Annotated in this window: 9 protein-coding genes; all 9 read left to right on the top strand. The window is 66.6% G+C overall.

Features of this window, described 5'->3' with window-relative positions; translation table 11 throughout:
* Positions 1-94: 94 nt before the first annotated feature.
* The 9 genes from ACSYHF_RS09455 (at position 95) to ACSYHF_RS09415 (ending at position 13,041) form a co-directional block, all read left to right on the top strand.
* Positions 95-403, top strand: coding sequence for an STAS domain-containing protein (locus ACSYHF_RS09455; protein WP_065184917.1), 309 nt, complete (start codon positions 95-97; stop codon positions 401-403).
* Positions 400-765: a response regulator gene (locus ACSYHF_RS09450; RefSeq protein ID WP_005409521.1), complete on the top strand. Its 366-nt coding sequence runs from the start codon at positions 400-402 to the stop codon at positions 763-765. Before ACSYHF_RS09455 ends, ACSYHF_RS09450 begins: the two co-directional genes overlap by 4 nt.
* Positions 766-810: 45 nt before the next feature.
* Positions 811-2,799, top strand: coding sequence for a chemotaxis protein CheA (locus tag ACSYHF_RS09445; protein WP_338167328.1), 1,989 nt, complete (start codon positions 811-813; stop codon positions 2,797-2,799).
* 371 nt (positions 2,800-3,170) lie between these two features.
* Entirely contained in the window at positions 3,171-5,420 is a 2,250-nt protein-coding gene (locus tag ACSYHF_RS09440; protein ID WP_447576367.1) for a methyl-accepting chemotaxis protein, read from the top strand.
* Between the two features lie 160 nt (positions 5,421-5,580).
* Complete coding sequence (locus tag ACSYHF_RS09435) at positions 5,581-6,354, top strand: flagellar brake protein (protein WP_447576366.1); 774 nt, start codon at positions 5,581-5,583, stop codon at positions 6,352-6,354.
* Between the two features lie 179 nt (positions 6,355-6,533).
* Positions 6,534-7,025 carry a chemotaxis protein CheW gene (locus ACSYHF_RS09430; RefSeq protein WP_005416412.1) on the top strand — a complete coding sequence of 164 codons (492 nt, stop codon included), beginning with the start codon at positions 6,534-6,536 and terminating at the stop codon, positions 7,023-7,025.
* Positions 7,026-7,161: 136 nt separating this feature from the next.
* Positions 7,162-7,545 (top strand): hypothetical protein, encoded by a 384-nt coding sequence (locus ACSYHF_RS09425; protein WP_005416411.1) that lies wholly within the window; start codon positions 7,162-7,164, stop codon positions 7,543-7,545.
* 101 nt (positions 7,546-7,646) lie between these two features.
* Entirely contained in the window at positions 7,647-10,025 is a 2,379-nt protein-coding gene (locus ACSYHF_RS09420; RefSeq protein ID WP_188238635.1) for a methyl-accepting chemotaxis protein, read from the top strand.
* A 733-nt stretch (positions 10,026-10,758) separates the two neighbouring features.
* On the top strand, positions 10,759-13,041 hold the full coding sequence (locus ACSYHF_RS09415; protein WP_188246523.1) for a methyl-accepting chemotaxis protein: 2,283 nt from the start codon (positions 10,759-10,761) through the stop codon (positions 13,039-13,041).
* The last annotated feature ends 29 nt before the right edge of the window (positions 13,042-13,070 follow it).

The following is a 13,070-nucleotide window of genomic DNA, read 5'->3' as shown; positions in this document are numbered from 1 at the left end:
AAGCAGCGACCGCATCGACGTACCGCGTCGATTCTTCTAAAGAACCCCACCGGGGTGCCGTTATGGATCACGGAACCGTTTGTCCGGAGCAACGATGAGCACTGTCGAACTGGGTGGGGATCTCGGCATCGAGAGCACTACCGAGCTCAAGAACCGCCTCGCCCCACTCGTGGACCAGGCTGGCGAGCTGACCCTGGATGCCAGCCAGGTCGCCCGCATCCACACGGCCGCCGTGCAGGTGCTGTGTGCGTTCGTGCAGGCCCGCCGCGAGGCAGGCCTGGGCACCGGCTTCCACGGTTGCACTGCAACCTTCAGTGACGCCGCGCGCCTGCTGGGCGTCACCCAGGCCCTGGGCCTGGACGTAACCCATGACAACCTGAAATCTGTGGAGAACGCTGCATGAGCGCACGTATCTTGGTGGTGGACGATTCGGCGTCGATGCGCCAGATGGTGTCCTTCGCCCTCACCTCGGCCGGTTTTGCCGTCGAAGAAGCTGAAGACGGCGCGGTCGCGCTCGGTCGTGCCAAGGGCCAGCGCTTCAATGCGGTGGTGACCGACGTCAACATGCCGAACATGGACGGCATCGCGCTGATCCGCGAACTGCGCCAGCTGCCGGACTACAAGTTCACCCCGCTGCTGATGCTGACCACCGAATCGGCCGCCGACAAGAAGTCCGAAGGCAAGGCCGCCGGTGCCACCGGCTGGCTGGTCAAGCCGTTCAATCCCGAACAGCTGGTCGCCACCGTGCAGAAAGTGCTGGGCTGATCGCCCGGCGCCGCTCCCCCTCTTCGCTTCCGGATCACCACTGCCATGAGCATGGACCTGCAACGCTTCCACGCCACCTTCTTCGAGGAGAGCCGCGAAGGCCTCGATGCGATGGAGGCTGGCCTGCTGGCCCTGGAATCGGGGCAGCAGGACGCGGAGATCATCAATTCGGTATTCCGCGCCGCCCACTCGATCAAGGGCGGCGCCGGCACCTTCGGCTTCGACGCGATCGCCGGCCTGACCCACGTGCTGGAAACGCTGCTCGATGAGCTGCGCGCCGGCAAGCGGGCCCTGGAAGGCCACGCCGTCGACGCCATGCTGTCCTCGGTGGACGTGCTGCGCGCCCTGCTGCGCGAAGCCGAACACGGCCAGGCTGCCGATCCGGCTGCAGTCGCTGCGGTGAAGGCGCGCCTGGAAGCGGTTCTTTCCGGCCAGGCCGCAGCGAGCGCCCCGTCGGCCGCCGCAGCCAAGGTGGACGATACGCCGGAAGCCTGGCAGATCGGTTTCACTCCGGCGCCGTCGCTGTTCATGAGCGGCAACGATCCGCTTCGCATCATCCGCGAACTGGAACACCTCGGTTCGCTGCAGGTCGCCGCGCGCTTGGAGCGCCTGCCGGGCTTCGCCCAGCTTGATCCGCTCGAAGCGCATCTTGCGTGGGACCTGGGCCTGGTTGGCAAGGTGCCGCGCAGCAAGATCGAAGACACCTTCGCCTGGGTGCTGGACGATTGCGAGCTGGACATCCGTCCCACCGCGCCGCCGAGCCTGGCCACCGAGGCGCCGGCCGCAGCGGCTCCCGCTCCGGTCGCAGCGGCCCCGTCTGCACCTGCCACGCCTGCTGCCAACGGTGGTGCCAGCCAGGAAGCGGAAACCTCGATCCGCGTCAGCGTCGACAAGGTCGATGCGCTGATCAACCTGGTTGGCGAACTGGTCATCACCCAGGCCATGCTCAAGCAGGTCTCGCACGCACTGGACCCGGTCCACGCCGAGAGCCTGTTCGCTGGCCTGGACCAGCTTGAACGCAACACGCGCGACCTGCAGGAAGCGGTGATCGGCGTGCGCATGCTACCCGTCGATGCGGTGTTCCGCCGCTTCCCGCGCCTGGTTCGTGACCTGTCCAGCCGCCTCGGCAAGCAGGTGCGCCTGCGCACCGTCGGCGAAGGCACCGAACTGGACAAGGGTCTGATCGAAAAGATCGCCGATCCGCTGGTGCACCTGGTGCGCAACTCGATCGACCACGGCCTGGAAATGCCCGACGTCCGCCGCGGTGCGGGCAAGGACGAGACCGGCACGATCACGCTGGCAGCCTCGCATCAGGGCGGCCATATCGTCATCGAAGTCAGCGACGATGGCCGTGGCCTGGACCGCGCCAAGATCCTGGCCAAGGCTCACGAACGCGGCCTGGCCGTGCCGGACAACCCGACCGATTCGCAGGTCTGGGACCTGATCTTCCAACCTGGCTTCTCCACGGCCGATGCGGTCACCGACCTGTCCGGGCGTGGCGTCGGCATGGACGTGGTCCGCCGCAACATCCAGGCACTGGGCGGCGAGGTGCAGATCGAAAGCAGCCTCGGTACCGGCACCCGCACGCTGATCCGCCTGCCGCTGACCCTGGCCATCCTCGATGGCATGACGGTGGCCGTGGCCGGCGAAACCCTGATCCTGCCGCTTGCCTACGTGCTTGAGGCGTTGCAGCCGCAGCCCGAGGATATCCGCAGCATGGCCGGCGAAGGCCGCGTGCTGCGCGTGCGCGGCGAGTACCTGCCGATCCTGTCGTTGAGCGAGTACTACGGCTACGGCAACCGCGCACCGGGCAGCGAATCGCTGGTAGTGGTGGTCGAAGGCGATGGCCAGAAAATCGCGCTGGAAGTGGACGAACTGGTCGGCCAGCAGCAGGTGGTGGTGAAGAACATCGAGAACAACTACCGCCGTATCGGCGGGGTGTCCGGTGCCACCATCCTTGGCGACGGCCGCGTCGCGTTGATCGTCGACATCGGCGGACTGGTGCGCTCGCTGCGGATGCCGCAGGCCGCCTGATCCACGCCGCATGCGGGTAATGGACCGCCGCCCTTCGGGGCGGCGGTTTTGTTTGTGTGCTCCATTCCAGCCGGGGTCAGATCCCTTTTCAGGGAAAAGGGATCTGACCCCATCCCTTCTGTGAACTCCGTCGAGGCGATGGTTTCGCGCGCAACCACGTCATCCGAGCGCAAGCCCCGCCAGACCAGCACTTTCGCGCCGTCATCCCTACGCAACCGAATGTGATCTGCGTCCATAAAGTCCGCGCGGACGGCGCCGTTATTTCGCTTTGACGGTCGTCACCGAACCCCACCGGGCACCCCCGTTCGCTCTGCAACCACCCCCAAACCGGCGCACAGACGCCGGCACTCTGCCCACCTGGAGCACCCTGCATGAAGTGGTTCCAAGATCTGCCCATCGCCCGCAAGCTGGCCGTGGGGTTCACCCTCACCACCTTGATGACCCTGATCCTCGGCGCCTTCGCACTGGTGCGCCTGAGCGAGGCCAACGCGCAGTTGCGCGACATGGCTGGCAACGATATCCCCTCGGTCCAGCATCTGGGCGAGGCACGCTCGCAGCTGGGCGAGTTCCGCACCTACGAACTGGCCCAGCTGAGCATGCTCGACCAGCCGGACAAGGTCGCCGACTACAACAAGCGCATGGACGACACCGCCAAGGCCGTGCATGACGAGTTGGCGGCGTACGCGGCGCTGCCGGCGCTGGACAAGGAGCGTGAACTGTATCGCGCGGCCAGTGCGCAGCTGGACCGCTACTTCGCCGCAAACAAGGCGATGCGCGACGCCGTGGCCGCCGGTGATGGCGCACAGGCCCAGCAGATCTCCGACGAGCAGTCGCGCCCGGCGCGTCGCGACCTCTTCGCTGCAATGAAGGCACTGGGAACCCACATCGCCGGCCAGATGGACGGCAAGATTGCCGACGCCAACGCCACCCACCGCACCAGCATGATTGCCATCATCGGCTGCATCGTGCTGCTGTCGCTGGTCGCTGCCGCGCTGGCCATCGTCATCTCGCGTGCAGTGACCGGCCCACTCGGCAAGGCCGTGCATGCCATCCAGGCCGTTGCCCGCGGTGATCTCAGCGTCAGCACCCAGGCCACCAGCAACGATGAAGCCGGCAGGATGCTCGCTGCCACCGCCGAGATGACGGCGATGCTGCGACGCTTCAGCGAGCAGACACAGCTGATGGCACAGATGCACGCTGGCCCGGACATCAGCCATCGCATCCCGGAAGATTTCCCGGGTGTCTACGGCCAGCTGGCCAACGGCATCAACACGGTGATCTTCGAGCACCTCGATGCGATCGTCGATGCCATTGAAGTACTCAACCAGTACGCCATCGGCAACCTGAGCCCGGACGCACGCCGCCTGCCCGGCAGCCGCGCGATCCTGCACGAATCCATGGACGCGGCCAAGGCCAGCCTGCTGGCCATCAATTCGCAGATCCAGCACCTGGCTGCGGCGGCCGCCGCCGGTGACTTCAGCCAGCGCGGCGACGCACAGCGGTTCCAGCACGACTTCAAGGTGATGATCGAGCACCTCAACACCATGATGCAGGTGGCTGACGGCAACCTCGGCCAGCTCTCGCAGCTGCTGCAGTCGATCGCCACCGGCGACCTGACCGCACGCATGGAAGGCCAGTTCAATGGCGTGTTCGCCCGCATGCGGGATGATGCCAACACCACGGTCGCGCAGCTGACCCAGATCGTCGGCCAGATCCAGGCCAGCGCTTCCAGCATCACCCTGGCCGCCGGCGAGATCGCCTCGGGCAACAGCGACCTGTCGCGCCGGACCGAGCAGCAGGCCGCCAACCTGGAGGAAACCGCGGCCTCGATGGAGGAACTGACCTCCACCGTGCGCCAGAACGCCGAGCACGCCCGCCAGGCCAACCAGCTCGCCATCGGCGCCCATGGCGTCGCCTCGCAGGGCGGCGAGGTCGTCGGCCAGGTGGTCACCACCATGTCCGCCATCGAAGCCTCGTCGAAGAAGATCGCCGAGATCATCAGCGTCATCGACGGCATTGCGTTCCAGACCAACATCCTGGCGCTGAATGCCGCCGTGGAAGCCGCGCGTGCCGGTGAACAGGGCCGCGGCTTCGCCGTGGTCGCCAGCGAAGTGCGCACCCTCGCCCAGCGCTCGGCGGCTGCCGCCAAAGAGATCAAGGGCTTGATCGACGACTCCGTCGGCAAGGTCGCCGAGGGCTCCAGCCTGGTCCACCAGGCCGGCAGCACCATGGGCGAGATCGTCGCCTCGGTGCAGCGTGTGACCGACATCATGGCCGAGATCTCCGCCGCCTCGCAGGAACAGAGCGCGGGCATCGAGCAGGTCAACCAGACCGTGGTGCAGATGGACGAAACCACCCAGCAGAATGCCGCGCTGGTGGAGGAAGCCACCGCTGCCGCACGTGCGATGGAGGACCAGGCCGTGCAGCTGGGTGAAGCCGTGGCCCGCTTCCGGCTGGCATCGCACGGCACGACGGCCATTCCGGCACGCCCGCTGGCGGCACCGGTACCGCGCCAGGTCGCCGCCGCCGCACCGGCGGCAAGAACGGTCCCGGCACGTGCGCTGCGCACCGCGACAGCCCAGCCGGCACTGGCTGCCGACGGCGACTGGCAGGAGTTCTGACAGAACCACGGGGTCAGATCCCTTTCCCGCAGGAAAGGGATCTGACCCCTTACGCGTAGAAAGTGATGCAAATCTCACTTCATAATCCGGTGCAGAGGCCGATATCCCCATCGAGCCTCGCACCAACGCGTGCTGGCGCCCGCCCCTGACCGTAGATTCCATGTCCGACGGCAACGACACTGCAGTGCATGATGTCCACGCGGCCGACGCCGCTGACGAGCGCTTCCTGGTCCGCAACCCGCGCCAGCTGCGGCAGCTGCTGCGCTCGCTGATCGACCAGCGATCACTGATCAACGCGCACATCGACGGCCGTGACCGTTCGTTCCCCACTGCGCTGCTCGACCTCGACGAGGACGAGGACTACCTGCTGCTCGATGGCAGCCCGCAGGAAGCCTCCAACCGCGCCGCCGAGCAGGCCGATCACCTGCTGTGCTTCGCCCAGCTCGAACGGGTGCTGGTGCGTTTCCGCCTGCACGAACTGCAGCGCGTGGACAACGACGGCCACGTGGCCTTCCGCGCTCCGCTTCCGGAAGAATTGGTGCACCTGCAGCGCCGCGAGCTATATCGGCTGGAGACCCCGGTCACCGACTCACCGCAGCTGCTGCTCCCCCCCGACGAAGCGCGCGCCGAAGCGTTGTCGATGCGCGTGGTGGACATCAGTGGCGGTGGCCTGGCCGTGGTGGTTCCCAATGACTGCGCGGTGTTCGGCCTGCAGAAGCGCTATCCGGCGCAGCTGTCCCTGCCCGACGGTCCCGACCTGGACATCGCGCTGGTGGTCTGCAACCTGTTGCCGCAGCGCCAGCCCAACGGCATCGAGGTCAAGCGCGTGGGCATGCGCTTCGACAGCCTGCCGCGCGGCGCCGACAGCGCCATCCAGCGCTACATCTTCCGCATCGACCGCCAACGCAAGGCACGCCGCAACGGCGAGCTCTGAGGCCGCCCGACCGGTAGTGCCGGCCGATGGCCGGCAACCCTGGAACGCATGCCGGGGTCAGATCCCTTTTCCCTGAAAAGGGATCTGACCCCATCCACTGCCCGGGCACCTAAAGTCCCCCCCAGCGGGGCCGATATCGAGCCTGACACCGGGACTTCCGGCAGAACCAGGACCCCTCGATGAACGACAAGACCAGCTCCGCCGCCAGCACCGGTGGCGAATTCCTCAGCTTCACCCTTGGTGACGAGCACTACGGCGTGGACATCCTCAAGGTGCAGGAAATCCGTGGCTACGACGCGGTTACCCGCGTGCCGGATGCCCCGGACTACATCAAGGGCGTGATCAACCTGCGTGGCACCATCGTCCCGGTGATCGACCTGCGCCTGAAGCTGCGCCTGGACAACGCCCGCTACGACGCCTTCACCGTGATGATCGTGCTGAACGTCGAAGACCGCGTGGTCGGCATCGTCGTCGACAGCGTCTCCGACGTGATCCCGCTGTCGGCCGAGCAGATCCGACCGACCCCGGAATTCGGTGCCGCCGTCGATACCCGCTTCATCTCCGGCATTGGTACCCACGACGATCGCATGCTGATCCTGCTGGACATCGAGACCCTGCTCGACAGCGCCGACATGGGCCAGGCCAGCCTCACCGAAGACGTCGCCGCCTGAGTAAACGGAACTGCTTCACGTTCCGGTCACAAAACCCTTCAGTTCCCCCCGGCGATGCCGATAGGGGGACAGAAGCCGGCCGCGCAGGAGCGCGCAGGGCCGGCCCGACCGTTACCATCCCCGGAGATACCCCTCGATGAAGTCCCTGCTTGCGTTCGTTTCGGCCGCTGTCCTGGCCACCACCGCCGCCTCCGCTTTCGCCCAGTCGGCTGACATGATCCCGCCGGAACTGGCCCCGCGTTCGGTCGGCAAGGACGGCATGGTCTGTGGCAAGGTTGAAAAGGCCCGCTACGCAGAAGGTTCCGAAGGCCAGCCGACCTTCCTGTACATGGGCGGCGCCTTCCCGCGCCACACCTTCTCGGCCCGCATCGCCGGCGAGAACCGCGGCAAGTTCTCCTTCCCGCTGGAAACCCTGGAAGGCAAGACCGTCTGCGTGATCGGCAAGATCCAGCGCGACGCCTCGCGCGCGGAAATCGAAGTCAGCTCGCCGGCTGGGCTGAAGCTGGCCAACATCAAGTAATCCGCTGTCCGTCGAACCGCGCCGGACCTGGTGCCGGCGTGGTTTCTGCTGCAACCGGGCCCGATGCCCGGGCGCGTCTGCCTTAGGAGCTCGCAACGCCCATGCCGTGGATCAACAACCTGAAACTGATGCCGAAGCTGCTGCTGACCTTCGGCGTCCTCCTGCTGGTGATGCTGCTGCAGGGCATCGTCGCCTATCGCGGCCTGCATTCGCTGAACAACGTCACCACCGAGCTGGCCGGTTCACGCATGGAGAGCATCCGCCTCGCCGGCGAGATGCGCGGCATGCTGGGCGAATACCGCAATGCCGCCTACCAGCAGTTGATCCGCGCCAGCGACGACGTCAAGTCCGATGCGCGCAAGCAGGCCGTCGACCTGCGCACCAGCATGGACAAGTCGATCAAGGACTATCCGAAGCTGGTCGACAACGCGCAACAGAAGAAGCTGTTCGACACCTTCGCCAAGGAATGGAAGGATGCGCTGGCGTCCTATGACAGCGTCACCGAGATGCTGGAACTTGACCTGCCGGACGATGCCATCGATACCTTCGTCGGCGAAACCCGTACCAAGCACCGCAAGGCTGCATCGGCGCTGGAAGCGCTGATCGCCGAAGACAACCGCCTCGCCCGCGCCTCGCGCGAAGAGGCCGCCTCCACCTATTCCGCCTCGGCCGTGCTGACCGTGGTCGCCCTGCTGGGTGGCGCCGCACTCGGCCTGGTGCTGGTGTGGCTGTTCGCCCGCGCACTGGTCGGCAGCGTGCGTGGCGCCGTATCGGTCGCCAACGACGTCGCCGGTGGCAAGCTCGATGGTCATATCGACGTCAGCCGCCAGGACGAAGTGGGCGAACTGATGCAGGCCATGCAGCGCATGCAGCGCGACCTCCGCGAGCGCATCGAGACCGACCAGGCCGTGGCCCGCGAGAATCTGCGCATCCGTACCGCGCTGGACTACAGCTCGACCGGCGTGTACCTGACCGACACCAGCAACACCATCGTCTACAGCAACCGCGCCCTGCAGCAGACCCTGAGCCAGTACCAGGACGAAGTTCGCCGCGACCTGCCGGACTTCGATGCCCAAGCCTCGCTGATCGGCAAGCCGGTCACCGTGCTTGAACACCGCGGCGAGATGGACCAGACCCTGCTGGGTAACCTGAAGGCACACGGCGTCGCCCGTCGCCCGATGCAGTATGGCGATGCCCAGTTCGCCCAGGTGGTCTCGACCATCCGCAATGAAGGCGGCGACACCGTCGGCTACGTGGTGGAATGGCGCGACCGTACTCAGGAAGCGCAGGTCGAAGCCGAAGTGGCCCGCGTGATCGCCCAGGCTGCCGCCGGCGACCTGTCCGGCCGCATCGACGCCACCGACAAGGAAGGCTTCTTCCTGCAGCTGGCCCAGCAGATCAACGGCCTGCTGGATGCCAACGCTGGCAGCATCGAACAGATCTCCGGCCTGCTTGCGGCACTGTCGCAGGGTGACCTGACCGTGCGCATGCACGGCGACTACCAGGGCGTGTTCGCCCGCATGCGTGACGATGCCAACGCCACCGCCGCGCAGCTGAGCGAGATCGTCACCCGCATCAAGCAGTCCAGCCGCGCGATCAGTTCGGCCGCCGGCGAGATCGCCTCGGGCAACAGCGACCTGTCGCGCCGCACCGAGCAGCAGGCTGCCAACCTGGAAGAAACCGCGGCCTCGATGGAGGAACTGACCTCCACCGTGCGCCAGAACGCCGAGCATGCCCGCCAGGCCAACCAGCTCGCCATCGGCGCCCACGGCGTCGCCTCGCAGGGCGGTGAAGTCGTCGGCCAGGTGGTCACCACCATGTCGGCCATCGAAGCCTCGTCGAAGAAGATCGCCGAGATCATCAGCGTCATCGACGGCATTGCGTTCCAGACCAACATCCTGGCGCTGAATGCCGCCGTGGAAGCCGCGCGTGCCGGTGAACAGGGCCGCGGCTTCGCCGTGGTTGCCAGTGAAGTGCGCACCCTCGCCCAGCGCTCGGCGGCTGCCGCCAAGGAGATCAAGGGCCTGATCGACGACTCCGTCGGCAAGGTCAACGACGGCTCGGCGCTGGTCCACAAGGCCGGCGCGACCATGGGCGAGATCGTCGCCTCGGTGCAGCGCGTGACCGACATCATGGCCGAGATCTCCGCCGCCTCGCAGGAACAGTCGGCCGGCATCGAGCAGGTCAACCAGACCGTGGTGCAGATGGACGAAACCACCCAGCAGAATGCCGCGCTGGTGGAGGAAGCCACCGCTGCCGCACGTGCGATGGAAGAACAGGCCGGCCATCTCAGCGAAGCGGTGTCGATCTTCGTGGTCGATGAGGCCGAGGTCGTCGCCGCCCCGCGCGTCGCCGCAGCCCCGGCCCCGCGTCCGGCTGCACCGGCAGCACCGGCTCCGGCTGCCCCGCCCGCCCGACGCACGGCGGGTGGTCGCCCGATGGCCACCGAACTGGCCGATGGGGACTGGCAGGAATTCTGATTCCTGCCTGACCTGGTCTGCGAGAACGCCCTGGCCCTGTGCTGGGGCGTTTTTGTTTACGGGGTATCGCGTATCCAGCCAACGGCGAAGCCCCTCGGGGTGGGGCGCGAAGCGCTGCGGATTTCCTTCGTTTGGGCCGGGAGGGTGGGTTGCGCAGGGGACGCCGTAAACCCATCCCTGGGGGCTTGGCCGCGGCATCCATGCCGCGGACACCCCTGCGCAGCCCACCCTCCCGGCCACGGACAGTTTCCGTGCGCGTCCACCCCGGATTGAAGAAAGAAGAGCAAAAAACAAAAGCCAGGTCACTTCCGGGGTCAGATCCGTTTTCCTGCGGAAAACGGATCTGACCCCTCTTTCCACCTGGAACCCCAACGCTCTTTCCGTCCGACACCGAAATGCCGAGAGGGCTGGGCCGGGGTGGGCAGGCAGGACCGTTGGCGCCATGGATGGCGCCATCGAGCCCCCATGGACGGGTTTACGGCGTGTCCTGGCTGCCCACCCCGGCCCAGCCACCTACTGACAATCCAGCGCCGACCAACTGCTGTTGCTGTTGCTGTTGCTTCAAAACCAGCCTGCCGCAGGCAGCGCCGCAGCCGCCGCTGCACGGAAACCTGAATACGTTCGGACACCGCACCTCAATCCCCCGCCCTGACGGCCGATAACGGGGTTGTCACCGCTTGTCCCGCCGTGACCGGCACGGCGCCGCCCGCCCGCTTCGACCTGGTCCTGCTCGATGAATCTCCTGCATCGCTGGCAACACTACTTCAGCAATCTTTCCGTCCGGCGCAAGCTCAACCTGCTGACGCTGCTCATCGCGCTCGGCGTGATCGCGCTCTCGGTGATCGCCGCCCGCATGCAGTACCTGGATCTCACCGAGACCCGCAAGACCGCACTGAAAACCCAGGTCGAACTGAGCTACGGCATCCTGCAGCACTACCACCGCCTGGCCGGTACCGGCGAACTCAGCGAAGAGGCTGCCAAGCGCGCCGCGCTGCAGGCATTGGAAGTGATGCGTGCAGAGAGCGATACCTACTATTTCAACGTCTACGACACCGGCTACCGGCTGCTGATGCACCCGTTCCGCAAGGACCTGGTCGGCAAGGACATGAAGGACTTCCGCACCGACGACGGTGTGCGCATCTACTACGACCAGGTCGAAGCCGCCCGCGCCGGTGGTGGCTTCGTCAATTACCGCTGGGCGAAGCCGGGCAGCAAGGGCGAGGTCGAGAAGGTCGCGTACGCCGGCCTGTTCGCGCCGTGGAACTGGGTGGTCAGCAGTGGCGTCTACATGGACGACGTGCAGAAGCAGGCGCTGGTGTTCACTGCCATCATGACAGTCTCCGGCGGCGTCCTGGTGCTGATCGTACTGGCCCTGAGCTGGGTCATCGGCAATCGCATCGCCGTGCCGTTGAAGCAGGCCACGGCCGTCGCCGAGGGCATCGCCGCCGGCAAGCTCGACAGCCATATCGGCCCGCAGCCGCACGATGAAACCGGCCGCCTGCTGGACGCCATGGCCGGCATGCAGCAGCAGTTGCATGCCGTCATCACCGGCCAGCGCGAAATGGCCCGCCGCCACGACGGTGGCGAACTCAGCTACCGCATCGACGCCAGCGCCTTCCCCGGCGAGTACGGGCTGATGGTCCAGGAAACCAACGCCCTGGTGGGTAGCCACGTGCAGACCCTGCACGATGTGCTGGACGTGGTGCAGCAGTACGCGGTTGGTGACCTGAGCCGCGACATCGCCCGCTACCCGGGCGAGAAGGCGGCGATGACCACCACCGTCGACACCGTCAAGGCCAACCTCGGCCGCATCAACGCCGAGATCAAGCAGTTGGCCAGCGCCGCTGCTGCCGGCGACTTCAGCCGCCGAGGCGATGCGCAGCGCTTCGACCACGATTTCCGCCTGATGCTGGAAAACCTCAACGCGATGATGGCGGTCAGCGATGACAACCTCGGCAAGCTGTCGCAGCTGCTGTCGGCCATCGCCGAGGGCGACCTGACCGCGCGCATGCACGGCGATTACCAGGGCGTGTTCGCCCGCATGCGCGACGATGCCAACGCCACGGTCGCGCAGCTGACCCAGATCGTCGGCCAGATCCAGGCCAGCGCCTCCAGCATCACCCTGGCCGCCAGCGAGATCGCCTCGGGCAACAGCGACCTGTCGCGCCGTACCGAGCAGCAGGCCGCCAACCTGGAGGAAACCGCGGCCTCGATGGAGGAACTGACCTCCACTGTGCGCCAGAACGCCGAGCACGCCCGCCAGGCCAACCAGCTCGCCATCGGCGCCCATGGCGTCGCCTCGCAGGGCGGTGAAGTCGTCGGCCAGGTGGTCACCACCATGTCCGCCATCGAAGCCTCGTCGAAGAAGATCGCCGAGATCATCAGCGTCATCGACGGCATTGCGTTCCAGACCAACATCCTGGCGCTGAATGCCGCCGTGGAAGCCGCGCGTGCCGGTGAACAGGGCCGCGGCTTCGCCGTGGTCGCCAGCGAAGTGCGCACCCTCGCCCAGCGCTCGGCGGCTGCCGCCAAAGAGATCAAGGGCCTCATCGACGACTCCGTCGGCAAGGTTGCCGAGGGCTCCAGCCTGGTCCACCAGGCCGGCAGCACCATGGGCGAGATCGTCGCCTCGGTGCAGCGCGTGACCGACATCATGGCCGAGATTTCCGCCGCCTCGCAGGAACAGAGCGCGGGCATCGAGCAGGTCAACCAGACCGTGGTGCAGATGGACGAAACCACCCAGCAGAATGCCGCGCTGGTGGAGGAAGCCACCGCTGCCGCACGTGCGATGGAAGACCAGGCCGCACAGCTTGCAGATGCCGTGGCGATCTTCCGGCTCGACAACCAGGTCTCGGCCGCGATGCAGGCCGTTGCCGCGCGGGTCGAGCCGGCGAGAGTCACCACCGTGGCACCTCCGCAGCCAAGCCGCGCGGCAGCACCTGCACCGATATCGCCACGTCGTAGCAGCAACGCCGGCACCTTCGTCGCCAGCGACAGCGACTGGCAGGAATTCTGAGACCCACCCGTGGCGGCTTCGGCCGCTGC

It is taken from the genome of Stenotrophomonas maltophilia group sp. P373, from assembly GCF_053295075.1.
Note: the sequence above shows the minus strand (reverse complement) of the source record. Positions and strands in the feature narration are given on the sequence as shown.